The 24,826-nt window shown below is 69.4% G+C and carries 19 protein-coding genes, 2 tRNA genes and 3 pseudogenes; 10 read left to right on the top strand and 14 right to left on the bottom strand.

Going from position 1 to position 24,826, the window contains the following annotated elements:
- Nucleotides 1-122 precede the first annotated feature (122 nt).
- The 4 genes from NEH16_RS16050 to pknB all read left to right on the top strand — a co-directional run bounded on the left by NEH16_RS16050 (nt 123) and on the right by pknB (nt 6,677).
- Complete coding sequence (locus tag NEH16_RS16050; RefSeq protein ID WP_265543119.1) at nt 123-1,631, top strand: Stp1/IreP family PP2C-type Ser/Thr phosphatase; 1,509 nt, start codon at nt 123-125, stop codon at nt 1,629-1,631.
- Nucleotides 1,632-1,654: 23 nt separating this feature from the next.
- On the top strand, nt 1,655-3,067 hold the full coding sequence (locus NEH16_RS16045; protein ID WP_265543116.1) for an FtsW/RodA/SpoVE family cell cycle protein: 1,413 nt from the start codon (nt 1,655-1,657) through the stop codon (nt 3,065-3,067).
- Nucleotides 3,064-4,521: a peptidoglycan D,D-transpeptidase FtsI family protein gene (locus tag NEH16_RS16040; protein ID WP_265543115.1), complete on the top strand. Its 1,458-nt coding sequence runs from the start codon at nt 3,064-3,066 to the stop codon at nt 4,519-4,521. Before NEH16_RS16045 ends, NEH16_RS16040 begins: the two co-directional genes overlap by 4 nt.
- Before the next feature lie 167 nt (nt 4,522-4,688).
- Nucleotides 4,689-6,677, top strand: coding sequence for a Stk1 family PASTA domain-containing Ser/Thr kinase (pknB, locus tag NEH16_RS16035; RefSeq protein ID WP_265543113.1), 1,989 nt, complete (start codon nt 4,689-4,691; stop codon nt 6,675-6,677).
- A 78-nt stretch (nt 6,678-6,755) separates the two neighbouring features.
- Here the strand turns inward: pknB and NEH16_RS16030 are convergent, their stop codons facing one another.
- The 5 genes and pseudogenes from NEH16_RS16030 to NEH16_RS16010 form a co-directional block, all read right to left on the bottom strand.
- The gene (locus NEH16_RS16030) at nt 6,756-7,484 is read right to left on the bottom strand and encodes a class E sortase (RefSeq protein WP_265543111.1); all 729 of its coding nucleotides are present in this window, start codon (nt 7,482-7,484) and stop codon (nt 6,756-6,758) included.
- 33 nt (nt 7,485-7,517) lie between these two features.
- Nucleotides 7,518-8,839, bottom strand: a pseudogene (locus NEH16_RS16025) (class E sortase).
- The gene (locus NEH16_RS16020) at nt 8,836-9,474 is read right to left on the bottom strand and encodes an aminodeoxychorismate/anthranilate synthase component II (protein ID WP_018101916.1); all 639 of its coding nucleotides are present in this window, start codon (nt 9,472-9,474) and stop codon (nt 8,836-8,838) included. The pseudogene NEH16_RS16025 and the gene NEH16_RS16020 overlap by 4 nt, the downstream one beginning before the upstream one ends.
- A complete protein-coding gene (locus NEH16_RS16015; protein ID WP_265543108.1) occupies nt 9,471-9,656 on the bottom strand; it encodes a hypothetical protein in 186 nt (61 codons plus the stop codon). Before NEH16_RS16015 ends, NEH16_RS16020 begins: the two co-directional genes overlap by 4 nt.
- A 94-nt stretch (nt 9,657-9,750) precedes the next feature.
- A complete protein-coding gene (locus NEH16_RS16010; protein ID WP_343299517.1) occupies nt 9,751-10,455 on the bottom strand; it encodes a DUF881 domain-containing protein in 705 nt (234 codons plus the stop codon).
- A gap of 203 nt (nt 10,456-10,658) precedes the next feature.
- On the opposite strand from NEH16_RS16010, the gene crgA reads away from it, so the two are divergent.
- The gene (gene crgA / locus NEH16_RS16005; RefSeq protein WP_265543105.1) at nt 10,659-10,913 is read left to right on the top strand and encodes a cell division protein CrgA; all 255 of its coding nucleotides are present in this window, start codon (nt 10,659-10,661) and stop codon (nt 10,911-10,913) included.
- Between the two features lie 308 nt (nt 10,914-11,221).
- Here the strand turns inward: crgA and NEH16_RS16000 are convergent, their stop codons facing one another.
- Complete coding sequence (locus tag NEH16_RS16000; RefSeq protein WP_265547208.1) at nt 11,222-12,121, bottom strand: rhomboid family intramembrane serine protease; 900 nt, start codon at nt 12,119-12,121, stop codon at nt 11,222-11,224.
- A 154-nt stretch (nt 12,122-12,275) separates the two neighbouring features.
- Complete coding sequence (locus NEH16_RS15995) at nt 12,276-12,803, bottom strand: peptidylprolyl isomerase (protein WP_073966633.1); 528 nt, start codon at nt 12,801-12,803, stop codon at nt 12,276-12,278.
- Nucleotides 12,804-13,107: 304 nt separating this feature from the next.
- Here NEH16_RS15995 and NEH16_RS15990 point away from each other — a divergent pair.
- Nucleotides 13,108-13,838, top strand: a pseudogene (locus NEH16_RS15990) (DUF5324 family protein).
- A 130-nt stretch (nt 13,839-13,968) separates the two neighbouring features.
- On the opposite strand, the gene NEH16_RS15985 reads toward NEH16_RS15990, so the two are convergent.
- A tRNA-Ala gene (locus NEH16_RS15985) sits at nt 13,969-14,041 on the bottom strand.
- A 168-nt stretch (nt 14,042-14,209) separates the two neighbouring features.
- Here NEH16_RS15985 and NEH16_RS15980 point away from each other — a divergent pair.
- Entirely contained in the window at nt 14,210-14,758 is a 549-nt protein-coding gene (locus NEH16_RS15980; RefSeq protein ID WP_073966635.1) for a helix-turn-helix domain-containing protein, read from the top strand.
- A 56-nt stretch (nt 14,759-14,814) separates the two neighbouring features.
- A pseudogene (locus NEH16_RS15975) lies at nt 14,815-16,136 on the top strand (serine/threonine protein kinase).
- Nucleotides 16,137-16,158: 22 nt separating this feature from the next.
- Here the strand turns inward: NEH16_RS15975 and NEH16_RS15970 are convergent.
- On the bottom strand, nt 16,159-17,493 hold the full coding sequence (locus NEH16_RS15970) for a hypothetical protein (RefSeq protein ID WP_265547206.1): 1,335 nt from the start codon (nt 17,491-17,493) through the stop codon (nt 16,159-16,161).
- 276 nt (nt 17,494-17,769) lie between these two features.
- Nucleotides 17,770-17,904 carry a DLW-39 family protein gene (locus tag NEH16_RS15965; RefSeq protein ID WP_221939369.1) on the bottom strand — a complete coding sequence of 45 codons (135 nt, stop codon included), beginning with the start codon at nt 17,902-17,904 and terminating at the stop codon, nt 17,770-17,772.
- Nucleotides 17,905-18,199: 295 nt separating this feature from the next.
- Here NEH16_RS15965 and NEH16_RS15960 point away from each other — a divergent pair, with 295 nt between their 5' ends.
- Together NEH16_RS15960 and NEH16_RS15955 are read left to right on the top strand one after the other, a co-directional pair.
- Nucleotides 18,200-18,583: a DUF6344 domain-containing protein gene (locus tag NEH16_RS15960; protein WP_265543099.1), complete on the top strand. Its 384-nt coding sequence runs from the start codon at nt 18,200-18,202 to the stop codon at nt 18,581-18,583.
- A gap of 171 nt (nt 18,584-18,754) precedes the next feature.
- Nucleotides 18,755-19,078 (top strand): SCO4225 family membrane protein, encoded by a 324-nt coding sequence (locus NEH16_RS15955; RefSeq protein ID WP_265543097.1) that lies wholly within the window; start codon nt 18,755-18,757, stop codon nt 19,076-19,078.
- A 68-nt stretch (nt 19,079-19,146) separates the two neighbouring features.
- On the opposite strand, the gene NEH16_RS15950 is transcribed toward NEH16_RS15955, so the two are convergent.
- The 4 genes from NEH16_RS15950 to gyrB all read right to left on the bottom strand — a co-directional run bounded on the left by NEH16_RS15950 (nt 19,147) and on the right by gyrB (nt 24,781).
- Nucleotides 19,147-19,223: transfer RNA gene (locus tag NEH16_RS15950), tRNA-Ile, on the bottom strand.
- Nucleotides 19,224-19,299: 76 nt separating this feature from the next.
- On the bottom strand, nt 19,300-19,899 hold the full coding sequence (locus NEH16_RS15945) for a DUF3566 domain-containing protein (protein WP_073966641.1): 600 nt from the start codon (nt 19,897-19,899) through the stop codon (nt 19,300-19,302).
- A gap of 93 nt (nt 19,900-19,992) precedes the next feature.
- Nucleotides 19,993-22,647, bottom strand: a complete 2,655-nt coding sequence (gene gyrA / locus NEH16_RS15940) for a DNA gyrase subunit A (protein ID WP_073966642.1) — start codon at nt 22,645-22,647, stop codon at nt 19,993-19,995.
- A gap of 46 nt (nt 22,648-22,693) precedes the next feature.
- On the bottom strand, nt 22,694-24,781 hold the full coding sequence (gyrB, locus tag NEH16_RS15935; protein WP_073966643.1) for a DNA topoisomerase (ATP-hydrolyzing) subunit B: 2,088 nt from the start codon (nt 24,779-24,781) through the stop codon (nt 22,694-22,696).
- Nucleotides 24,782-24,826: the final 45 nt, after the last annotated feature.

Here is a 24,826-nt window from a genome sequence, read left to right as displayed (position 1 = left end):
ATGAGCGAGCGGAGCGAGCGAGCCGCGGGGGTCCGGGCATCGGACCCGGCCAGGCTCCCGACCGGAGGGTGGGCAGTGTGGCTCGAGACCGGCTGTACCCCGAACCGACGGGTGAGGTGCGCATGAGTCTGTCCCTGCGCTTCGCCGCCGGGTCGCACAAGGGCATGATCCGCGAGGGGAACGAGGACTCCGGTTACGCCGGCCCCCGCCTTCTCGCGATCGCCGACGGCATGGGCGGCCAGGCGGCCGGTGAGGTCGCCAGTTCCGAGGTGATCTCCACCCTCGTCCAGCTCGATGACGACGTCCCGGGCTCCGACATCCTCACCTCGCTCGGTACGGCGGTCCAGCGGGCCAACGACCAGCTGCGGATGATGGTCGAGGAGGACCCGCAGCTGGAGGGCATGGGCACCACGCTCACCGCCCTGCTCTGGACCGGCCAGCGCCTCGGCCTCGTGCACGTCGGCGACTCGCGCGCGTACCTGCTGCGCGACGGCGTGCTCACCCAGATCACGCAGGACCACACCTGGGTCCAGCGGCTGGTGGACGAGGGCCGGATCACCGAGGAGGAGGCCACCACCCACCCGCAGCGCTCCCTGCTGATGCGCGCGCTGGGCAGTGGCGACCACGTCGAACCCGACCTCTCCATCCGTGAGGTCCGGGCCGGCGACCGCTATCTGATCTGCTCCGACGGGCTCTCCGGCGTCGTCTCCCACCAGACGATGGAGGAGACGCTCGCCAGCTACCAGGGCCCGCAGGAGACCATCCAGGACCTGATCCAGCTCGCCCTGCGCGGCGGCGGACCGGACAACATCACCTGCATCGTCGCCGATGTCTTCGACGTCGACAGCAACGACACCCTGGCCGGGCAGCTCAATGACACCCCGGTCGTCGTCGGCGCGGTCGCCGAGAACCAGGCGGCCCAGCTGAACGACGGCGGCGCGATGCAGACGCCCGCGGGCCGTGCGGCCGGCCTCGGCCGTCCCGTACCGCCGCCCTCCGGCAGCTTCGGCCCGCCCGGCAGCGGCGACGACTCCGGCTACGACGGGATGCCCGAGGGGTCCTTCGGTTCGTACTCCGACGACGACTTCGTCAAGGGCGGCGGCGGCCGCAGGTGGCTCAAGCGCTCCCTGTACGTGGTGCTCGCCCTGGCCGTCGTCGGCGGCGGGCTCTACGGCGGCTACCGCTGGACCCAGACCCAGTTCTACGTCGGCGCGAAGAACGACAACGTCGCGCTGTACCGGGGCATCAGCCAGGACCTGGGCTGGCTCTCGCTCTCGAAGGTCGAGACGGACCATCCCGAGATCGAACTCAAGTACCTCCCCGCCTACCAGCGCAAGAAGGTCGAGGCGACGATCGCCGAGGGCAGCCTCGCCGACGCCCGCGAGAAGATCAGCGAGCTCTCCGTCCAGGCGTCCGCCTGCAAGAAGGACGAGCAGCGCCGCGCAGCCGAGAAGGCGCACGGCGACGAGGGTCAGGCGCAGGGCACGGACACGGACGCCACCAAGGCGTCCAAGTCCGCCAAGACATCCGGTGGCGACACCAAGTCCGAGCAGACTTCCACGACTCCCACTCCCGGGCCCAGCCTCTCGGAGGAAGAGAAGAAGCTGGTCCCGCAGTGCGGTAAGAAGTAGAGCCGTAGGGGGCCTTCAGCACCATGAGCGTTGTCACCAACACGACCACGATCGGCGCGATCGACGCACCGAGCAGGCGCAACACCGAACTGATGATGATGGTCTTCGCCATCGCCATCTCGGTGTTCGCCTACGCCAACGTGGGCCTGGCCATGGACGGCAAGCTGCCGTCCGGCATGTTCGGCTACGGGGCGGGGCTCGTCCTGCTCGGCGGTGTCGCCCATCTCGTGGTGCGGAAGTTCGCCCGGTACGCGGACCCGCTGCTGCTGCCGCTGGCCACGCTGCTCAACGGGCTGGGGCTGGTGCTGATCTGGCGGCTCGACCAGTCGCCGAAGCTGATCAGGGACGCGGAGAACTACTACGGGGTGTTCACCCCGTCCGCTCCCCGGCAGCTGATGTACTCGGCGGTCGGTGTGGCCCTCTTCGTCGGCGTGCTGCTGCTGCTGAAGGACCACCGCATCCTTCAGCGCTACACGTACATCTCGATGGTGGCCGCGCTGTTCCTGCTGATCCTTCCCATGTTCTTTCCGGCCAAGTTCGGCGCGAAGATCTGGATCAACATCGCCGGCTTCTCCATCCAGCCCGGGGAGTTCGCGAAGATCATCATCGCGGTCTTCTTCGCCGGGTACCTCATGGTCAAACGGGACGCGCTGGCGCTCGCCAGCCGCCGCTTCATGGGGCTGTACCTGCCGCGCGGGCGCGACCTGGGCCCCATCCTGGTCATCTGGGCGCTGTCGATCCTGATCCTGGTCTTCGAGACCGACCTCGGTACGTCGCTGCTGTTCTTCGGCCTCTTCGTGATCATGCTGTACGTCGCCACCGAGCGGACCAGCTGGATCGTCTTCGGTCTCCTGATGTCGGCGGCCGGAGCCGTGGGTGTCGCGAGCTTCGAGCCGCACGTCGAGGCCCGCGTGAATGCCTGGAAGGACCCGTTCAAGTGCTTCCAGACGGACGGCTCCTGCGAGCAGATCGGCAACGCCATCATGTCCTTCGGTTCGGGCGGCACGCTCGGTACCGGATGGGGCCAGGGCCACTCCGACCTGATCGGCTTCGCCGCCAACGCCGACTTCATCCTCTCCACCGTCGGTGAAGAGCTCGGCCTCGCCGGCATGATGGCCGTGCTGCTGGTCTACGGCCTCATCGTGGAACGCGGTGTCCGCACGGCGCTCGCCGCCCGCGATCCGTTCGGCAAGCTCCTCGCGATCGGCCTCTCCGGGGCCTTCGCGATCCAGGTCTTCGTCGTCGCCGGCGGCGTCATGGGCCTGATCCCGCTCACCGGTATGACGATGCCGTTCCTCGCGGCCGGCGGTTCGTCCGTGATCGCCAACTGGGCCCTGATCGGCATCCTCATCCGTATCAGCGACACCGCCCGCCGCCCCGCGCCGGCCCCCGCACCCTCGACCGACGCCGAGATGACCCAGGTGGTCCGCCCGTGAACAAGCCCCTGCGCCGGATCGCGATCTTCTGCGGCGTCCTGATCTTCGCCCTGCTCGCGCGGACCAACTACCTGCAGTACGTGAAGGCAGACGACCTCAACACCCGCGACGAGAACCGCCGCGTCCGCATCGAGCGGTACGCCCACGAGCGCGGCAACATCATCGTGGACGGCAAGTCGATCACCGGGTCCGCCGAGACCAAGGGCAGCGACTTCAAGTACAAGCGGGTCTGGAAGGACGGCCCCATGTGGGCCCCCGTGACCGGCTACTCCTCGCAGGCGTTCGGCGCCACCCAGCTGGAGAACCTCGAGGACGGCATCCTCACCGGCAACGACGACCAGCTCTTCTTCAACCGGACGATGTCGATGTTCACCGGTGAGGAGAGGACCGGCGGCAACGTCGTCACGACGCTCAACGGCGCGGCCCAGAAGGCCGCCTTCGAGGGCCTCGGCAAGAAGAAGGGCGCCGTCGCCGCCCTCGACCCGCGGACCGGCGCGATCCTGGCGCTCGCCAGCACCCCGTCGTACGACCCCTCGTCCTTCGCGGGCAACGGCCAGTCCGACAGCAAGGCGTGGACGGCCCTGAAGGACGACAAGAACAAGCCCCTGCTCAATCGGGCGCTGCGCGAGACCTACCCGCCCGGCTCGACGTTCAAGGTCGTCACCGCCGCCGCAGCCCTGGAGAACGGGCTCTACACCGACATCGACGAGGACACGAAGTCCCCGCTGCCCTGGCGCCTGCCGCAGACGAGCCAGGACCTGCCCAACGAGGGCAGCATCCCGTGCGAGAACGCCTCGCTCCGCAAGGCGCTGCGCTACTCCTGCAACACCGTCTTCGGCAAGATCAGCGATGACCTGGGCAACCAGAAGATGATCGACGAGGCCAACAAGTTCGGCTTCAACAAGGAGATCTTCACCCCGGTCCGCTCGAACGCCAGCGTGTACCCCGAGGACAACCGGCCGCAGAACGCCATGGCGGGCATCGGCCAGGCGTCCAACCGCGCCACCCCGCTCCAGATGGCGATGGTCGCCTCCGCCGTCGCCAACGACGGCAAGCTGATGCAGCCGTACATGGTCGCCGAGCGCAAGGCGCCCAACCTGGACGTGATCTACACGCACGAGAAGGAGGAGTTCAGCCAGCCCCTCTCGGCGGAGAACGCCCAGAAGCTCCAGCAGATGATGGAGACCGTCGTCAAGGAGGGCACCGGCACGAACGCCCAGATCCAGGGCGTCACGGTCGGCGGCAAGACCGGCACCGCCCAGCACGGCGTGAAGAACAGCGAGAACCCGTACGCGTGGTTCATCTCGTACGCGAAGACCGACAGCGGTTCTCCGGTGGCCGTGGCCGTCGTCGTCGAGGACAGCGACGCCACCCGCGACGACATCTCCGGTGGCGGCCTGGCCGCCCCGATCGCGAAGGCGGTCATGAAGGCGGTCATCGACAGCGAGAAGTGACACCGCTCACACCCGGCCGCGCAAGCGCCTTTGCGGATACCGGTCGGATATCAGGTACCGCCTCCGGGCCGATCAGCTGATGCGCGGCCGGTAGCGTATGCGCGAACAGCACACCGCCGGACCGCGCACCGGTGCGGTCAGGACTGACGGAGAGGGCTGGAACAGTTATGGAAGAGCCGCGTCGCCTCGGCGGCCGGTACGAGCTGGGCTCGGTGCTCGGCCGTGGTGGCATGGCCGAGGTCTACCTCGCCCACGACACCCGGCTCGGCCGCACCGTCGCCGTGAAGACGCTCCGGGCGGACCTCGCCCGCGACCCGTCCTTCCAGGCCCGGTTCCGCCGTGAGGCCCAGTCCGCCGCCTCGCTCAACCATCCGGCGATCGTCGCGGTGTACGACACCGGCGAGGACTACGTCGACGGGGTCTCCATCCCGTACATCGTCATGGAGTACGTCGACGGCTCGACGCTCCGCGAGCTGCTGCACTCCGGGCGCAGACTGCTGCCCGAGCGGACGCTCGAAATGACGGTGGGCATCCTCCAGGCGCTGGAGTACTCGCACCGCGCGGGCATCGTCCACCGGGACATCAAGCCGGCCAACGTCATGCTGACCCGGACCGGACAGGTCAAGGTCATGGACTTCGGCATCGCCCGCGCCATGGGCGACTCCGGTATGACGATGACCCAGACCGCGGCCGTCATCGGCACCGCCCAGTACCTCTCCCCGGAGCAGGCCAAGGGCGAGCAGGTCGACGCGCGGTCCGACCTCTACTCGACCGGCTGCCTGCTCTACGAGCTGCTGACCGTCCGGCCGCCGTTCGTCGGGGACTCCCCGGTGGCGGTCGCGTACCAGCACGTACGGGAAGAGCCGCAGCCGCCGAGCAACTTCGACCCCGAGATCACGCCCGCGATGGACGCGATCGTGCTGAAGGCGCTTACCAAGGACCCCGACTACCGCTACCAGTCCGCCGACGAGATGCGCGCCGACATCGAGGCGTGCCTCGACGGCCAGCCGGTCGCCGCGACGGCCGCGATGGGGGCGGCGGGCTACGGCGGCGGCTACCCCGGCGGGTACGACAACGACCAGCCCACCACCGCGCTGCGCGCCGCCGACCAGAGTGGCGAGCGCACGTCGATGCTGCCGCCGGTCAACCCGGACGACGGCGGCTACGGCTACGACGACCGCCCCGACCGCCGTCGGCAGAAGAAGAACAACACCTCGACGATCCTCCTGGTCGTCGCGGGCATCCTGGTGCTGATCGGCGCGATCCTCATCGGCAAGGCGGTCTTCGGGGGCGACGGCGGCGACGACGGCGCGTTCGACGTGCCCACCGTGGTCGGCACCACGGTGAAGGACGCCCAGAAGCTGGCCGACAACACCAACATCATTCTCAAGGTCGGTCCCAAGGAAGAGTGCAAGGACCAGCCCAAGGGCAAGATCTGCCGCCAGACGCCGGAGGACGGGACGATGAAGGAGCAGGAGACCCTCACGGTCTTCGTCTCCAGCGGCCCGCCGAAGGTCGATGTGCCGGACGTCACCGAGAAGTCCGAGGACAACGCCCGCGAGATCCTGGAGAAGCAGGGCTTCACCGTCAACGTCACCTCGGTCGAGTCCGACCAGGCCGACCCGGGCACCGTCCTGGAGCAGTCCCCGAAGGGCGGCGACAAGGCCGAGGAGAACTCCGAGGTCACGCTCAAGGTCGCCACGGAGAAGCTCCTCACGATGCCTCCGGTGACGGACCGCTCGTACGACGACGCGGTCGCCCAGCTGAAGGGGGTCGGCTTCAAGAACATCGGCCGCAGCGATGTCGACTCCGACAAGCCCGCGGGCACGGTGGTCGAGCAGACCCCCGTGGCCAACGAGAAGGTCGGCAAGGACACCTCGATCATCCTGAAGGTCTCCAAGGGCCCGGCCGAGCCGGAGAAGGTGACCGTCCCCGGTGACCTGCTCAACAAGAGCTACCAGGACGCGAAGGCGCAGCTGGAGGGCATGGGCCTGGTGGTCGCGCTCCAGCCCGGTTCGGTCGACAAGCCGGACGCCAAGGTGATCCTCAGCTCCCCGATGCCCAACCAGGAAGTGGACAAGGGCGGCACGGTCACCCTGACCACGGTCGAGGGCGGCAACATCTTCGGCGGGCCGAACGGCGGAGAGGGTCACTGACCCGCCCCACCCTGTACGGACAGAGGGCCCCGGTCACCGCGAAGGTGACCGGGGCCCTCTGCCGTAACGCCACCGGCGTCAGCGCAGCTCCACCGGCTTCGTGCGGTCGCGGTCGACCTTCTCCGTGCGGACCAGCTCACCCCACACGATGTAGCGGTACTTGGACGTGTAGACCGGGGTGCAGGTCGTGAGCGTGATGTAGCGGCCGGCCTTCTTCACACCCGAGTCCTTCGGGACGGCGCCCAGCACGTCGACGTTGTACTTGGACGTCTCCGGCAGCTCGCTGAAGACCTTGTAGACGTACCAGGTGTCCTTCGTCTCGAAGACGATCGCGTCCCCGGTCCTCACCTTGTCGATGTTGTGGAACTTCGCCCCGTGCCCGTCCCGGTGGGCGGCCAGCGCGAAGTTGCCCTCCTTGGCGGAGGGGAGCGCGGATTTCACCGGATCGGTGTAGTAGCCGGCGACGCCGTCGTTGAGGGTTTCGGTGTCGGTGCCCTTCTTGACGAGCACCTCGCCGTTCTTCATCGACGGGACGTGGAGGAAGCCGATGCCGTCCTTGGTGTCCAGCGCGCCGGGGCCGTCGGCCCACTTGTCGCGGACGGTGTGGCCCTGCTCGGCGGCCTCGCGGTCGGCGAGCACGTTCGTCCACCACAGCGAGTAGACGACGAAGAGGCCGAGCACCAGACCTGCGGTGATGAGCAGTTCACCGAAGACACTGACCGCCGTCGCGAGGGGATGGCGGCCGCCCTTCCGCGCGGGTGGGGCGGACTCGTCGGTCCGCTCCTGGTCCTCGGTCGTCGCTGTCATAGCACCGCCCTGTCGTCATGGCGTGGGGCCCGTTCAGTCCGCGAGCACGTCGGGCTTCCCCTCGCTGCGCGGCCGTTCGTCGACCATCTTGCCCCAGACGATCAAACGGTACGTACTCGTGAATTCCGGCGTACACGTCGTCAAGGTGATGTACCGGCCGGGCTTGGTGAAGCCGGACTGCTTCGGCACCGGCGCGATCACGGAGACGTTCGAGGGCGAGGTCTGCGCCAGCACGCTCGTCATCTCGTACGTGTAGTACGCCTCGCGGGTCTCGACCACGATCGGGTCACCCGGCTTCAGGCGGTTGATGTACCGGAACGGTTCGCCATGGGTGTTGCGGTGGCCGGCCAGCGCGAAGTTGCCCTCCTCGGCGGAGGGCATCGCCGTTTTCAGCGGCTTCTCGCTGTAGTGGCCGACCATGCCCCGGTCGAGGACCTTCTCCTTGCTGGTGCCCTCGGCGATCGGCGTGACGACATCCAGCTTGGGGATGTGGATGATGGCGAAGCCCTGCCCCGGCTCGAACGCCTCCTGCTTCTCAGGCGTGTTCTCGTTCTTGGCCCAGTCGTCCTGGATCTTGTGGGTCTCCCGGCCGGCGATCTGGTCGGCCCGCACATTCGTCCACCAGAGCTGGTAGGTGACGAACAGCAGCATCAGGACGCCCAGGGTGATGAAGATTTCGCCGATGCCCCGGCTGATGACGATCGCGGGGCTGTCCTTGGCGGCCTTGGCCGCGCGGCGCGCCTCCATGCGCGTCATGGGCTTCGCCGGGGCCGTGCTCCCAGGAGCGGGCCGCGGCGCGGGCCGCCTGCGGCCATGCCCCTTGGCGGCGCGCCTGCGCTCGGCGCGGCCCCCGGTGGGCGGCGGCGTGGCCGCGTCGGGTACGCCACCGGGCTCGTCGGCCTCGGTGGCCTCCCGCGGCTCCGGCACGACCGGGTCGCCCGCGTCTATTCGGCCGAGGATCTCGGTGGCCGGCTCCACGGCCTCCTCGGCCGTGGGCTGCGGTACGGCCTCGGGGCTCGGGTCGGGCAGGACGTACGGGTCGGGCACGGGCTGCGATGCCGTCAAGGGCGGCTGTACGGGCGCCTGGTGGCCGTACCAGTCGCGCTGGTACCCGTCGGGGTCGTACCACTCCTGCGGGGCCTGCTGGGGGCCTGTGGCTCGTAGGGCGCCTGCTGCTGCGGGACCACGGGCTCCGGGACGGGCTGCGGGGCTGCGGGCTCCGGCCCCGGCAGCGGGTCGTTCAACGGGTCCGCCAGCCGGTGGACCGCCGCCTCGAACGCGCTCGGGTCCTCGTACGCCCGCGGATCGTGCGGCTCGTCCTGCCCTGCCCCGGCTCCGTGGCGGGGTGGGGTCACGCGACGGCCTTGCCCACCACCGGAGCGAGCCCCGCCGACCTCTCGACGGCTCCGGTGTCCCCGCAGCGCACCAGCCAGTTGGCCAGCATCAGGTGGCCGTGCTCGGTGAGCACCGACTCCGGGTGGAACTGCACGCCCTCGACGGCCAGCTCGCGGTGGCGGAGGCCCATGATGATGCCGTCGGCGGTCCGCGCGGTGACCTCCAGCTCGTCGGGCACGGTGTCCGGCTCGGCGGCGAGCGAGTGGTAGCGGGTCGCGGTGAAGGGCGAGGGCAGCCCGGCGAACACGCCCGCGCCCTCGTGGAGCACCGGCGAGGTCTTGCCGTGCAGCAGCTCGGGGGCGCGGCCGACGACGCCGCCGTACGCCACGGCCATGGACTGCATGCCCAGGCAGACCCCGAAGACCGGGACGCCGGTCGCCGCGCAGTGCCGCACCATGTCGACGCAGACGCCCGCGTGCTCCGGGGTGCCGGGGCCGGGGGAGAGCAGGACGCCGTCGAAGCCGTCCTGCGCGTGGGCCGTGGTCACCTCGTCGTTGCGCAGCACCTCGCACTCGGCACCGAGCTGGTAGAGGTACTGGACGAGGTTGAAGACGAAGCTGTCGTAGTTGTCCACGACGAGGATGCGGGCGCTCATCGGGCGGCCCCCGCCGGCGCGCTCGCTCCGTCGACCGTCACGTCGCCGAACGGAAGCAGCGGCTCCGCCCACGGGAAGACGTACTGGAACAGCACATAGACGACCGCCAGGGCGAGCACGAGCGAAATGAACCCACGCACCCACACGTTGCCCGGCAGATGCCGCCAGATCCAGCTGTACATCCAGACCCTCCATTCGGTACCGGGTCCAGACTAAGGGGCTCGGGGCCCGGCGTGGGATGCCTGTGGAAAGCTGTGCGGCGCCTGTCGCCGTCTGCTACTTCACCGGCTCCGCGTAGTGCAGGTCCACCGCGCCCGAGTAGCCGGGAAGGGTCGCCGCCCCCTGCTCGTCCACCTTCCAGCCGAGCCCGTACGCCTGCACGTACAGCAGGTAGTTCTGGATGGCGGGCGAGGCATCCAGCGCGCGTCGCAGCGCATCGGGGTCACCGACCGCGGTGATCTTGTACGGGGGCGAGTAGACCCGGCCCTGGAGGATCAGGGTGTTGCCGACGCAGCGCACGGCGCTGGTGGAGATCAGCCGCTGGTCCATGACCTTGACGCCCTTGGCGCCGCCCTGCCAGAGGGCGTTGACGACCGCCTGGAGGTCCTGCTGGTGGATGACCAGGTCGTTGGGCTGCGGGTCGGGGTAGCCGGGGCTGGCGGTGGCGTTGGGCGGGGCGTCGTTGAGCGTCACGGAGACGGCGGGGCCGGACAGCGCGGTAGTGCCCGCGGTCCGCTCCAGCGCCCTGAGCTTGGCGGCCTCCGCCTTGGTGCTGCCGTTGTCGCGCTGGGCGAGGCTGTCGATGTCCCCGCGCACGGACGCGGCGGACTCCTCCAGGGCGGCGTTCTTCTCGCTGCGCTGCTGGATGAGGTCCGAAAGCTTCAGCAGCGAGGCGTCGGTGCGGATATTGGTGCCCTTCGCCGTATTCGCGCTGGTCACGAAGATGAGCCCGGCAAGGGCGAAAACGGCAGCCGTGAGCACTCTGGCCGGGTGCCGGAAGGTACGGCGGACCGGCCCGGGGGAGAGTCGGCAGAATTGCTCAACGTACCCTTATCTCCTTCGGTGCCACGGAAGGACTACGCTAACGGACGCCCGGGGGAGGCCACATTCCCCCTCGCGCCCCGCCCCGGCGCCAGCCACAGTTCCCTGCGCGGTCACGCAGCGCATCGACAGGAGAGTTCCTCGTGCCGAAGTCACGGATCCGCAAGAAGGCCGACTTCACGCCGCCCCCGGCGAAGCAGGCGACCAACATAAAGCTCACCAGCCGCAGCTGGGTGGCGCCCGTGATGCTGGCGCTCTTCCTGATCGGGCTGGCCTGGATCGTCGTTTTCTACGTGACCGACGGCGACCTGCCGATCAAGTCGCTGGGGAACTGGAACATCGTCGTCGGCTTCGGCTTCATCGCCGGCGGCTTCGGCGTCTCCACCCAGTGGAAGTAGCCCGCGCGACCGCGTAGAACCACACGCCGCACCCGCTCCGCAACCCCTGCCCTGAGTTACCCACAGCGTTATCCACAGGTGGGGGAAAAGGTCAGACGATCTGTGGATAACTCTCAGGCCGTTGACGCCGGTGTGACTGCAGCCGCCCCCGCCCGGGGGCGGGACGCCCCTTGTCCCGACTGGAAAAACCCAGCTCAGGGACAAGGGGCACAGTTGTACCCGCGCTATGCACAAGATCCGGATCAGGCTGTGGAACCCTGTGGACAACTTCGGTCACAAATGGTCCACACTCGCCCCGACAGCCGCTTCTACGTGAGGGCGGCCGTTCTCGTCACCACGATCAGGACGACGGCCGCGAGCACCAGTGCACAGGTCCCGAACTGCACCAGATCACGCCGCTCCCGCGGGGCGTGCACCATGCCGATCCCGATCAGCACCCCGGCGATCAGCCCGCCGATGTGCGCCTGCCAGGCGATCCCGCCCCAGGGGTTGAAGGTGAGAAGCAGGTTGATCGCGAGGAGCGCGAAGACCGGGCGCATGTCGTAGTTCAGCCGACGCATCAGTACGACGGTGGCGCCCAGGAGCCCGAAGATGGCTCCCGACGCACCCAGCGAGGGCTGGTTCGGCTCCGCCAGCCAGTACGTCAGGGCGCCGCCCGCCAGCCCCGAGAGCAGATAGAGCGCGAGGTAGCGGGCCCGGCCCAGCACCGCTTCCAGCGGTCCGCCCAGCCACCACAGGCTCAGCATGTTGAAGGCGATGTGCCACACCTCCTGGTGCAGGAACATCGACGTCACCAGCCGGTACCACTGGCCTTCCGCGATGCCCTCGGGCGGTCCGCCGTAGTAGAAGTTGGCACGGCCGAGCAGCACCAGGCGGTCGAGCAGCGCGTCGTCGGCCAGCACCGCGACGAACACCGCGAGATTGATCCCCAGCAGGATCTTGGTGATCAGCCGGGGGTCCGCCGCGACGACGCCCCCGGCCAGCGTGCGCGGCCGGGCGGCGGACGCGCCGTGCCCCGTACCGGACCCCTGGCGGACGCAGTCCGGGCACTGGAAGCCGACCGACGCGTCGACCATGCAGTCCGGGCAGATGGGCCGGTCGCAGCGGACGCACCGGACCGCCGTCTCCCGGTCCGGGTGGCGGTAGCAGTGGGCCGGCCCCTCGACGGGCGGGGGCGGCCCGGACGCGCCCGGCGGCTGCTGGTCCATCGGTCCCATGGCTTCCCGGTCCCCTCGGTCCTCGTCTTCGCACGGGTGCGCACGACACCGCCCGCGCATCCGTTCTGCCATGAGATACGGACGGGCGGGGCGGTTGGTTCCCGAACGGGAAATCGGAGAGTGAGCGAGCGGACGCGGAGGGCGATCAGCGCTTCTCGATGGCGACCGACTCGATGACGACGTCCTGCACCGGCCGGTCGGTACGCGCATTGGTCGCGGTGGTCGCGATGGCGTCCACCACCTCCCGGCTCTTCGCGTCCTCCACCTCACCGAAGATCGTGTGCTTGCCGGTCAGCCAGGCCGTCGGCGAGACGGTGATGAAGAACTGCGAGCCGTTGGTGCCCGGTCCGGCGTTGGCCATGGCCAGCAGATAGGGCTTGTTGAAGGCGAGGTCGGGGTGGAACTCGTCCGTGAACTCGTAACCCGGACCGCCGGTGCCGTTCCCCAGCGGGTCACCGCCCTGAATCATGAAACCGCTGATCACGCGGTGGAAGACGGTGCCGTCGTACAACCGGTCCTTCGACGTCTCCCCCGTGGCGGGATGGGTCCACTCACGCTCTCCGTTGGCGAGCTCGACGAAGTTCTTGACCGTCTTGGGGGCGTGGTTCGGCAGGAGCCGGATCTCGATGTCGCCCTTGTTGGTCTTCAAGGTGGCGTAAAGCTGCTCGGCCACGATCTGCCTTCCGTGAGTCTGCACATGTGCTCGCGCGACTGCGCCGCGCTCCGGCCCGCCCCGCTGACCGGACCGGTCCGACGCTCCGATCCTTGCACGCGCCGCCGCTCCACGGCCGCGGCACGACCGATGCGGCCAAGTGCGTGACGAACCGGCGCGATACCGGACGAACCATGGCATGGTCATCGGAAGGTACCGAATGACCCGGATGCCCGCCCCACATGCCGCAAAGGGCCCGCGCAGGCATGATCTCGAATTGGGCGGAAAGGCGGAGTACCTACCCGCCACCAAGGAGGAGGATCCCGTGACCCGCATCGACAGCGTGCGTGCCGCAACCGACTCGGCGAGGGACAGCGTGCAGCACGCCGCGGAAGTGGTGGCGCCCTACGCCGACTCGGCCAAGGACCAGGCCGTTCACTATGCGCACGAGGCCCGCACGCTGCTCGCACCGAAGGTGTCGAAGGCAGCCAAGCAGGCCCGTGTGCAGTACGGCGCGCACGTCGCCCCGCGTATCGAGCTCGCCCGCACGCACGTACCCCCAAGGTTGACGAGGTCGCCCAGCGCGCCGCGCTCCGCACCCGTCAGGCCGCCCGCAGCGCCGCGGACTACACCGTCCCGCGCATCGAGAGCGCCCGGGCCGCCGCCCAGCCGGTGGCCGAGGAAGCCGCGGCCCGCAGCGCCGCCGCGGTGGCCGCCCTGCGCGGCCAGGTCACGGCGAAGCAGATCCGCAAGCTGGCCCGGAAGCACGAGCGACGGGCCAGGGCGGGCAAGGCGTTCAAGGGCCTGGCCATCACCGGCGTCCTGGCAGGCGCCGGCTACGCGGTGTGGCGCTGGTGGGACAAGCAGGCGAACCCCGAGTGGCTGGTGGAGCCGCCCGCCCCCACCGAGGTGGACGACCGCGCCCCGCTGTCCTCCGTCGACGGCAGCCCGCACGCCTCGACGGTCCTGGACCCCGAGGTCGAGGCCAAGCAGGCCGACGCCGAGGCGGTCGGCGAGGACGGCCCGGAGGCCACGGGCCCGGACGACCGCGCCTGACCCGCGCACCCGCACGACAGCACGCGCACCAGGACGGGCGCCGGAGGACCGCGAGGTCTCCCGGCGCCCGTCGGCGCGCGCAAAGACCCCCCTGATCCGCGTTTCCGCAGTTCAGGGGGGTCTCGGGATGTGGAGCCTAGGAGATTCGAACTCCTGACATCTGCCTTGCAAAGGCAGCGCTCTACCAACTGAGCTAAGGCCCCGACAGCGCGCAGCCCGAACACTTCGATGTTCTGGCCACCGCCGCAGAACAGAGTACCGGCTCACCCCGGTGATCCTGCAAAAAATCAGGGACTCCCCGTGCGCGACCACGCTCCGTAAGATGCTGGTCGAGGTTCGCAGCAGCGAAGCCGATGCGAAGGGGAGACGCAATGGATGCAGCGCAGCAAGAGGCGACGGCCAGAGCCAGAGACCTCCAGCGCAGTTGGTACGGGGAGCCGTTGGGGGCGCTCTTCCGCCGGCTGATCGACGACCTCGGCCTCAACCAGGCCCGCCTCGCCGCGGCACTCGGACTGTCCGCTCCCATGCTCTCCCAGCTCATGAGCGGTCAGCGGGCGAAGATCGGCAACCCGGCGGTCGTCCAGCGCGTCCAGGCCCTTCAGGAGCTGGCCGGCCAGGTCGCCGACGGCAGCGTCAGCGCCGCCGAGGCCACGACCCGCATGGAGGAGATCAAGAAGTCCCAGGGCGGCTCGGTCCTCTCCGGCACCGGCCAGACCACGTCCAGCGGCGGGGCCCCCACGGTGCGCCGGGTGGTCCGGGAGATCCAGTCGCTGCTGCGCTCGGTCGCGGCCGCCGGTGACATCATCGACGCGGCGGACTCCCTCGCCCCGACGCACCCGGAACTGGCAGAGTTCCTCCGGGTGTACGGAGCGGGGCGCACCGCGGAAGCGGTGACGCACTACGAGAGCCACCAGAGCTAGGCCCGCGCGGTACGGGGGCAAGGGCCGGAACACGAACGGGGAGCGGGCGCAGCGCCATGGGTGAGGTCTTCGCCGGACGGTACGAACTGGTCGATCCGATCGGACGCGGTGGGGTCGGTGCCGTGTGGCGCGCCTGGGACCACCGGCGCCGCCGCTATGTGGCGGCCAAGGTGCTCCAGCAGAGCGACGCGCACACCTTGCTCCGCTTCGTCCGTGAACAGGCGCTGCGCATCGAGCACCCCCATGTGCTCGCTCCGGCCAGTTGGGCCGCCGACGACGACCAGGTCCTCTTCACCATGGACCTCGTCAGCGGCGGCTCGCTGGCCCATGTCATCGGCGACTACGGCCCGTTGCCCCCTCGATTCGTCTGCACCCTGCTCGACCAGCTGCTGTCCGGCCTCTCGACGGTGCACGCCGAAGGCGTCGTGCACCGGGACATCAAACCGGCCAACATCCTTATGGAGGCCACCGGTCGGGGCCGCCCGCATCTGCGGCTGTCCGACTTCGGCATCTCCATGCGCAAGGGCGAGCCCCGCCTCACCGAGACCAACTACGTGGTGGGGACGCTCGGTTACTTCGCTCCCGAGCAGATGATGGGCGCCGAACCGGACTTCCCGGCGGACCTCTTCGCGGTCGGCCTGGTCGCCCTCTATCTGCTCCAGGGCACCAAGCCCGACTCGCAGGATCTCATCGAGCACTTCGCCGAACACGGCACTCCCAGCGCCCCGGACGGCGTCCCGGAGCCGTTGTGGCAGGTCATCGCGGGGCTCCTGCAACCTGACCCGCAGGACCGTTTCCGTACGGCCACGGGTGCGCGCAAGGCGCTGAACGCCGCCGTCGAGATGCTTCCCGAGCCCTCGGAGGCCGAGGAGCCGGTGGAGGTCTTCGACCAGATCGGCCCGCTGCCCGAGGGCTTCGGCCCCGACGGCCCCCTGCGGTCCGGCGGGACGACGGCAGCGCACTCCCCGGGTCCTCGGACAACCGACCCCCGCACGGACGGGCAGTTCGCGCCGCAGCCCTCCCCCTCCGCCCCGGCTTCCATGTCCGAGACGGGCAGCTTCCACCTCCCGCCCCCCGGGCCGGCCGTTCCCGCGCCCCACGCCCCGCAAACCGCGGCACCCGCCGCTCCGTACGGCTATCCGAACCCGGTCGGCTACACCGCCCCGGCAGCGAGCCCCGTGCCCGCACCGGCCCCCGGCCCGCACGATCAGCCCTTCACCCACCCCTACACGGCCCCCAGCAAGGGGCAGCCCCCTTCCAGGCACCGGCGTCCTCCCCCGGAACGCGTCCGGGACCACCCCCGAAGGTGGCGGTCCCGGTCCTGCTGGTGGCCCTGGTCTGCTTCGCCGTGGGCATCTGGGCGCTGACCCAGTCCTGAGTACGAGGACGGCCGCCCCCGCCTACCAAGCCTGGGGCGGCCCTCCGTACGGGTACGGCCCGCCCGTGGGCGCGGCCGGTGCGGCGGCCGCGCGGCGTCGCGCGATCAGGGTCCACGCCCCCAGCCAGAGCACCAGCACGGTGCCGGCGCCGATCCCGGCCGCCGCGACCAGCTTCATCGTGTCGCGCTCGCCCGCGGCCTCAGCGGCCTGCGCGCCGCTCTGCCCCTGCCGCGCCGCGTCCTTGTCGCCCGGGGTCACGGCGAAGATCCCGGCATCGCCCTTGTACGGCGACTCCTCCGCCTCGCCCTTCACGCTGATCTTGAGGGTCAGCGCGATCGGCTTCTGCCCGTACGGCTTCGCGACCTCCGGGCTCAGCGAGACGGAGAGGTAGTACCAGCCCGCGAACCGCATCCCGCCGACATCGTCACTGGAGTCGTAGCGGTTCTCGTACGCCACCGGGGGCAGCGGGTCGAAGGGGACGGAGATCGGCTTTCCCGAATAGGACGTGGGCGACACCTCGGCGACGTGCCCCAGCGCGGGGTTCTCCAGCGACACCGCCAGCGCGCTGCTGACGTAGGCGCTCTTCTCGGAGGTGCTGTTGCTCAGCCCGGCCGTCGCGAAGAGCTGCTGGCCCCAGTCCACCGGCACCCGGTAGAAGAGGGTCTGCCCGGGCTCGATCCGGTCCTTCCACTCACCCGTCTCCAGGCTCGTGGCGTCGTAGTAACCGGCGCCCCCGCGCCGGGTGTTGTCCGTGGCGGCGGCGGGCGGCGGCGGGGACGCGGACGGCCAGGCCGTCGGGGCGGTGGTCGCCTCGGGGGAGGGCTTCGCGAGCTGCGGCTCGGAGGCGTAACGCAGCTCCAGGTCCCACTCCCCCTGGTCGGAGGTCTCCTTGGTCTCCCGCTCGATCAGCACGTAGTACGTGCCGGCGTCCTGGCAGCTGCCGTCCTTGTCGATCCGCCGGGAGGCGTACGCGGCGATGGGGCGGGGGTACTGCGCGGACCCGAACACGGCGTCCTGGGAGCTGCATTCGTCGTCCGAGCTGTCCCGGATGCTGACCGTGATCCCGTCCCCGTACGACACCTTGCCGCCGCTCTTCGGCACGACGACGGCGGAGACATAGGCGTTGGTCTTCGCGTCCAGGTCCAGCCGGTAGTACAGCTTCTGCCCGCTCCGGATCGCGCTCCTGTAGACCCCGCCCGGCTCCAGCTTCGACGCCTCGGCGCTGATGTCGGCGCCGACGGCCGACTCGGCGTCCGGATCGAAGGTGTACGAGCCGGGGGCACCGGCCGCGTACGCCTGTCCCGGCAGCGCCGCCACCGCGAACACCGCCGCCATCGTCGCGAGCGCCCCCCGCATCCTGCTGCGCCGCCTCATCACGCGCTTCCCCTCGTTATCCGTACGGCTGCCCCTCGGCGGCCGGGTACACAGACGAACACGGCCGGAATCGCGGCCATGGCGGCAGCCCCCGCGGCCGCAACGACCGCCCATCCTGCCCCTCAAGCACCGCCGCTGTCTGCGGCGGCGGCCGAATTGATTTACTCGCGCGAACCAAAAGCACGGCTGTCACGGTTCCGCAACAGCACGAAGCCCCGGCCGCGTCAGCGACCGGGGCTCGTACCAGGCTGTTCCGTCTCAGGCACCCGAACCCGCGGGCACGGAGTCGGTCGCCTCCGTCCACAGATCCTGCTCGGCGCGATCCGCCTGGATCTGGCGGTACACGAGGAGCCCGCCGATGGCGGCCAGTGCGACCAGGAGAAGCTTCTTCACCGCGCGACCTCGTCCTTCGTTGGCGTAGGGGACTTCTGCCGCCCGACTATACACACCGGCCGATATCGACCGGTGACCTCCCCGCAACCCAATTGGCGCCTGCCGACGTGCGGCCGGGGCCCCTCTGTGCGTGCCCCTCGGACGCCCTTACCGGAAGCCGGAGCGGGCCGGTTGAACCATACGAGTGGTGTTCATCTGAAGATCGGCGCATGCGCGGCGTCGGTCCACGAAATCGCGGGCCGGATCCACATCATCGGAAAGGTAAGCAAACCGGACCACCCGAAAGTGAGGGGCCATGAGCACCGTCTCGGCCAAGAACATCTGGACCGCCCTCGTCACCGCGTTCTTCGCACTCCTCGCGGCCCTGGGCTTCGCGAGCGCCACCGCCACCGCCGCGCAGGTCACGACCACGAACACGAACACGGAGCCGGCGGCCACGGCCCACGAGCACACGCCCGCCGCCCGCGCAACAGCGACCGGTCCTTCGGTGCGATGGACCCTTCCGCGTGACCGGGCGCTGCCGCCCACGATGAAGCAGCGCATCCGCGCCGAGGCCCACGGCTCCTCACCCGCCACCCGGCATCTGTCCTCGGACACCAGGAACACCGTGAACACCACGGGCTCCGCCCGCACCTCGCACGGCACCACGGCGCAGGACGCCTCGCTCCTGCCACCGTGACAGCGCCGCCGCACCTGATCCCCTGAGCCCCCGGGCCGGTTCACACCGGACGGGGGCTTTCCCGTGCACCCGGGCGTTCACACATGCCGGATGAGTAGGTGTACTCACGCCCGGAGCCCGACGCGCCACAAACATGGAGGGCACCAACTACCGCTGCTCCCGGGGGATCCCATGCACGCTCGCGCCCTGTTCCGTCTGACCTTCGCCAACCCCGTCTCCGCCGTCTACCTGGGGATCGTCGGGGCCTCCATCGTGTTCGAGGCGGCCGCCGCTACCTTCGGTGACCCCGGCTTCGTAGGGGTCTGGCCGTTCCTCCTCACCGCCCCGGCGTCCCTGCTGTTCTCCATGGTGGGCATGGAGATCGGGGGCCAGGGCGCCGTCTCGTACTGGTTCCTGGCCGGCGGAGTCGTCGTCAGCGCCCTGGTCCAGGCATTCGTCCTCGGCGCCCTCGCGCAGACGCTGCGCGGCCGCCTGCGGCGTACGGCCACGAGATGACGCCGCATCCGGGATGACATCCCGGAAACGCCGAAGGCCCCCACCGTTCCCGGTGGGGGCCTTCGCGCTGGTGGGGCTAACAGGATTTGAACCTGTGGCCTCATCCTTATCAGGGATGCGCTCTAACCAACTGAGCTATAGCCCCGCCGCGCTTTTCCGTCGCGCTGACTTCTGAAGATTAGCGCACGTCGGGGCCAGTCCCAAAATCGATACCCGCAGGGCTACTCGTCCTCGGCCAGCGTGAGCTCGACGCCGCCCACGAAGCCCGCCGACAGGTTGTAGATGAAGGCGCCCAGCGTCGCCAGCGCGGTGGCCAGGACCACGTCGATCACCGCGATGACCGAGGTGAAGACCAGGACCCGGGGCAGCGACAGGAACGCCTGGAGGTCGAAGCCGTTGCCCTCGTTGGAACCGGTCGCCTCGCTGATGGTGCCGCCCACGGTGGAGAAGACGCCCATCGCGTCCATCACCATCCACAGGACCGCCGACGCCACCACCGTGCAGATGCCGAGCGCGATGGACAGCAGGAAGCTGACCTTCATCACCGACCACGGATCGGCCTTGGACACCCGCAGGCGCGCCTTGCGGGTACGCGGAGTGGTCCGCGCCCCCGTCCGCGGCTTGCGGGCCGTCTGGGCCGGTCCCACGCCCTGCTGAGCGCCGTAGGGCCGCCCACCGCCCTGCGTCCCGCCCGGAGGCGAGGGGTAGGCCTGCGGCGGGTGGTACGGGCCCGCCTGCCCGGGTGCGGGTTCCCGCTCGCCGGGCAGCGGCCCGGTCGCGTAACCCTCGTACTGGGGCTGAGGGCCCCGTGTATCCGTCACAGTGCCCCCTTGGGAGTCCGTGGCGGGGCCACGGGCACCGTTACCTCCGGCTCCGGAAGCGGCCGAACCGGCGCCCGTGGCTCCACTCACGCTCTACTCCTCGTGCTCCCCGGTCGAGGACGACGTGTCCTCGACATTGCTGTCGACCGTGCTGCCGGCGGCCTCGTCGGCCGTGGTCGCCTCGGTCGTGCCGCCTTCGGCGTCGCCGTCGACGGGTCCGTCGACCTCGTCGGCCTCGCGGCCCGCCTCGGCGTTGCGGGCGATGCCGACGACGGCGTCCCGCTTGCCCAGATTGATCAGTTGGACGCCCATGGTGTCACGGCCCGTCTCCCTGACTTCGTTGACTCGCGTACGAATCACACCACCGCCGAGCGTGATGGCGAGGATCTCGTCCGTCTCCTCCACCACCAGCGCGCCGACCAGCGAGCCCCGGTCCTCCACGATCTTGGCGGCCTTGATACCGAGGCCACCGCGACCCTGGACGCGGTACTCGTCGACCGCGGTCCGCTTCGCGTAACCGCCGTCGGTTGCAGTGAACACGAAAGTACCGGGCCTGACGACATTCATCGAGAGCAGTTCGTCTCCCTCGCGGAAACTCATGCCCTTGACGCCCGAGGTGGCACGGCCCATCGGCCGCAGCGCCTCGTCCGTCGCGGTGAACCTGATCGACTGCGCCTTCTTGCTGATGAGCAGCAGATCGTCGTCGGCCGAGACCAGCTCCGCGCCGATCAGCTCGTCGTCCGCGCCGTCCTCCGTCTCGCGCAGGTTGATGGCGATGACGCCACCGGAGCGAGGGGAGTCGTAGTCCTTCAGCGCGGTCTTCTTCACCAGGCCGCCCTGGGTGGCGAGGATCAGGTAGGGCGCGGCGTCGTAGTCGCGGATCGCCAGGATCTGCGCGATCCGCTCGTCCGGCTGGAAGGCCAGCAGGTTCGCGACGTGCTGGCCGCGCGCGTCCCGGCCGGCGTCCGGCAGCTCGTACGCCTTGGCCCGGTAGACCCGGCCCTTGTTGGTGAAGAACAGCAGCCAGTGGTGCGTCGTGGACACGAAGAAGTGGTCGACGATGTCGTCTTCCCTGAGCTTCGTGCCGCGCACGCCCTTGCCGCCGCGCTTCTGCGAGCGGTAGTCGTCCGTCTTGGTGCGCTTCACATAGCCGCCGCGGGAGATCGTGACGACGATGTCCTCCTCGGCGATCAGGTCCTCGATGGACATGTCGCCCTCGAAGGGCACCAGCTTGGAGCGCCGGTCGTCGCCGAACTTGTCGACGATCGCCGCCAGCTCCTCGCTGACGATCTGCCGCTGCCGCGCGGGCGAGGCCAGGATCTCGTTGTACTCGTTGATCTTCGCCTGGAGCTCGTCGTGCTCGGCGGTGATCTTCTGGTGCTCCAGCGCGGCCAGCCGGCGCAGCTGCATCTCCAGGATCGCGTTCGCCTGGAGGTCGTCGATCTCCAGGAGGCCCATCAGGCCCTCACGCGCGATCTCGACGGTCTGGCTGCGCCGGATGAGGGCGATGACCTCGTCGATGGCGTTCAGGGCCTTCAGCAGGCCGCGCAGGATGTGCGCGCGCTCCTCGGCCTTGCGCAGCCGGAACTTCGTGCGCCGGACGATGACCTCGATCTGGTGCGTCACCCAGTGGCGGATGAACGCGTCGATCGACAGGGTGCGCGGCACCCCGTCCACCAGCGCCAGCATGTTGGCGCCGAAGTTGGTCTGGAGGTCGGTGTGCTTGTACAGGTTGTTCAGGACGACCTTGGCGACCGCGTCCCGCTTCAGTACGACGACCAGGCGCTGGCCGGTACGCGAGGAGGTCTCGTCGCGCACGTCGGCGATGCCGCCGATCTTGCCGTCCTTCACCAGGTCGGCGATCTTCTGCGCGAGGTTGTCGGGGTTGGTCTGGTACGGAAGCTCCGTGACGACCAGGCACTGGCGGTTCTGGATCTCCTCGACCGCCACGACCGCGCGCATCGTGATCGAGCCGCGGCCGGTGCGGTACGCCTCCTCGATGCCCTTGCGGCCGACGACCAGCGCGCCGGTCGGGAAGTCCGGGCCCTTGATCCGCTCGATCAGGGCGTCCAGCAGCTCCTCCTGGGAGGCCTCCGGATTCTCCAGGTACCACTGGGCACCCGAGGCGACCTCGCGCAGGTTGTGCGGCGGGATGTTGGTCGCCATGCCGACCGCGATGCCCGCGGAGCCGTTGACCAGCAGGTTCGGGAAGCGCGCCGGGAGGACCGTCGGCTCCTGGTTGCGGCCGTCGTAGTTGTCCTGGAAGTCGACGGTCTCCTCGTCGATGTCCCGGACCATCTCCATGGACAGCGGCATCATCTTGCACTCGGTGTACCGCATGGCGGCGGCCGGGTCGTTGCCCGGGGAACCGAAGTTGCCGTTGGAGTCCACCAGCGGCATGCGCATCGACCAGGGCTGGGCCAGGCGGACCAGGGCGTCGTAGATCGAGGAGTCGCCGTGCGGGTGGTACGTACCCATGACGTCACCGACGACACGGGCGCACTTGTAGAAGCCCTTCTCGGGCCGGTAGCCGCCGTCGTACATCGCGTACAGCACGCGGCGGTGGACGGGCTTGAGGCCGTCCCGCACGTCGGGCAGCGCACGCGAGACGATGACGGACATCGCGTAGTCGAGGTAGGAGCGCTGCATCTCCGTCTCGAGCCCGACGGGCTCGACACGCATGCCCACGCCCTCGACGGGCGGAACCTCTTCGGGCGTCACGGGTGCGGGGGTGTTCTCGTCGGCCATTGCTGGTCAAAGTCCTTTCGCGCTGCGGCTTGCTTGTACGGCCGACTCAGATGTCGAGGAAGCGGACGTCCTTGGCGTTGCGCTGGATGAACGAGCGCCGCGCCTCCACGTCCTCACCCATGAGCACCGAGAACAGGTCGTCGGCCTGCGCCGCGTCGTCCAGCGTGACCTGGCCGAGCACCCGGTGGTCGACGTCCATCGTGGTGACGCGCAGCTCCTCGGCGTTCATCTCGCCGAGACCCTTGAAGCGCTGGATCGAGTCTTCCTTGATCCGCTTGCCGTTCTGCTTGCCGAGCGCGACCAGGGCGTCCCGCTCGCGGTCCGAGTACGCGTACTCGGAGTCGTCGCGGCCCCACTTGATCTTGTACAGCGGGGGGCGCGACAGGTAGACGTGGCCGGCCTCGACCAGCGGACGCATGAAGCGGAACAGGAAGGTCAGCAGCAGGGTGTTGATGTGCTGGCCGTCGACGTCGGCGTCCGCCATCAGGATGATCTTGTGATAGCGGAGCTTCTCGATGTCGAAGTCCTCGTGGACCCCGGTGCCGAACGCCGAGATCAGCGCCTGGACCTCGGTGTTCTGGAGGATCTTGTCGACCCGGGCCTTCTCGACGTTCAGGATCTTGCCCCGGATCGGCAGGATCGCCTGGTACATCGGGTTGCGGCCGGACTTGGCCGAGCCGCCTGCGGAGTCACCCTCGACGATGAAGATCTCGCACTTGGTGGGGTCGTTCGACTGGCAGTCGCTGAGCTTGCCGGGGAGCGAGGCGCTCTCCAGCAGACCCTTGCGGCGGGTCAGGTCGCGCGCCTTGCGGGCCGCCACACGGGCGGTCGAGGCGGCGATGCCCTTGCGGATGATGTCGGCCGCCTCGTTCGGGTTGCGGTCGAACCAGTCCGTCAGCTGCTCGTGGACGACCTTCTGCACGAAGGTCTTGGCCTCCGTGTTGCCCAGCTTGGTCTTCGTCTGGCCCTCGAACTGCGGCTCGCCCAGCTTCACCGAGATGATCGCCGTCAAACCCTCGCGGACGTCCTCACCGGTGAGGTTGTCGTCCTTCTCGCGGAGCAGCTTCTTGTCGCGGGCGTACCGGTTGACCAGCGAGGTCAGCGCGGCACGGAAGCCTTCCTCGTGCGTACCGCCCTCATGCGTGTGGATCGCGTTGGCGAAGGAGTAGACACCCTCGCTGTACTGCGTGTTCCACTGCATGGCGATCTCGACCGAGAGCAGCCGGTCCTTGTCCTCCGCCGCGATGTCGATCACCGACTGGTGGATGACGTCGCCCTTGCGGGAGTTGAGGTACTTGACGAAGTCGACGATGCCGTTCTCGTAGTGGTACGTGACCGAGCGGGCCACTTCCTCCTCGGGAACGTCCGCCGCCTCCGCGCTGTCCGCACCGGCCGTCGCCTTCGCCGACTCGCGTTCGTCGGTCAGCTTGAGGGTGAGGCCCTTGTTGAGGAAGGCCATCTCCTGGAAGCGGCGCGAGAGCGTCTCGAAGGAGTACTCGGTCGTCTCGAAGATGTCGCCGTCGGCCCAGAAGGTGACGCTGGTGCCCGTCTCGTCGGTCTCCTCGTTACGCGCCAGCGGGGCGGTCGGCACGCCGAACTTGTAGTCCTGGGTCCACCGGTAGCCGTCGGTCTTCACCTCGACGGCGACCCGCGTGGACAGGGCGTTGACGACGGAGACACCGACGCCGTGCAGACCACCGGAGACGGCGTAACCGCCGCCCCCGAACTTGCCGCCCGCGTGCAGGACGGTGAGGACGACCTCTACGGCGGGCTTGCCCTCGGACGGCACGATGCCGACGGGGATGCCACGGCCGTTGTCGATCACGCGCACCCCGCCGTCGGCGAGGATCGTGACGTCGATGGAGTCCGCGTGCCCGGCCATGGCCTCGTCGACCGAGTTGTCCACGACCTCCTGCACGAGGTGGTGGAGACCGCGCTCACCGGTCGAGCCGATGTACATGCCGGGCCGCTTGCGGACCGCGTCCAGACCTTCCAGCACGGTGATCGCGCTGGCGTCGTACGAGGCCTGCGCCTCGGCCGGGACGGGAGCGGCGTCGCCCTCGCCCTGGGTGGACGGAATGTTCTCGTTGGGGTTGCCGGAATCGGCCACGAAGCGCCCTTTCTGGCACAGCACAGGCCGTTCTCCGGGCAGGCGGGAGCGGCTGCGTCGTTCGGCTTG

It is taken from the genome of Streptomyces drozdowiczii (assembly GCF_026167665.1).
GTDB classification, from domain to species: Bacteria; Actinomycetota; Actinomycetes; order Streptomycetales; family Streptomycetaceae; genus Streptomyces; species Streptomyces drozdowiczii_A.
This window is presented reverse-complemented; position numbering and strand designations above follow the sequence as displayed.

Coding starts and splice junctions, on each gene's coding strand:
- NEH16_RS15960 (WP_265543099.1), top strand. CDS start 18,200: ATGAGCACCGTCTCGGCCAAGAACATCTGGACCGCCCTCGTCACCGCG.
- NEH16_RS16030 (WP_265543111.1), bottom strand. CDS start 7,484: ATGACAGCGACGACCGAGGACCAGGAGCGGACCGACGAGTCCGCCCCA.
- NEH16_RS16050 (WP_265543119.1), top strand. CDS start 123: ATGAGTCTGTCCCTGCGCTTCGCCGCCGGGTCGCACAAGGGCATGATC.
- NEH16_RS15980 (WP_073966635.1), top strand. CDS start 14,210: ATGGATGCAGCGCAGCAAGAGGCGACGGCCAGAGCCAGAGACCTCCAG.
- NEH16_RS16020 (WP_018101916.1), bottom strand. CDS start 9,474: ATGAGCGCCCGCATCCTCGTCGTGGACAACTACGACAGCTTCGTCTTC.
- pknB (WP_265543113.1), top strand. CDS start 4,689: ATGGAAGAGCCGCGTCGCCTCGGCGGCCGGTACGAGCTGGGCTCGGTG.
- NEH16_RS16045 (WP_265543116.1), top strand. CDS start 1,655: ATGAGCGTTGTCACCAACACGACCACGATCGGCGCGATCGACGCACCG.
- NEH16_RS16000 (WP_265547208.1), bottom strand. CDS start 12,121: ATGGACCAGCAGCCGCCGGGCGCGTCCGGGCCGCCCCCGCCCGTCGAG.
- NEH16_RS15955 (WP_265543097.1), top strand. CDS start 18,755: ATGCACGCTCGCGCCCTGTTCCGTCTGACCTTCGCCAACCCCGTCTCC.
- NEH16_RS16015 (WP_265543108.1), bottom strand. CDS start 9,656: ATGTACAGCTGGATCTGGCGGCATCTGCCGGGCAACGTGTGGGTGCGT.
- NEH16_RS15970 (WP_265547206.1), bottom strand. CDS start 17,493: ATGCGGGGGGCGCTCGCGACGATGGCGGCGGTGTTCGCGGTGGCGGCG.
- gyrA (WP_073966642.1), bottom strand. CDS start 22,647: ATGGCCGACGAGAACACCCCCGCACCCGTGACGCCCGAAGAGGTTCCG.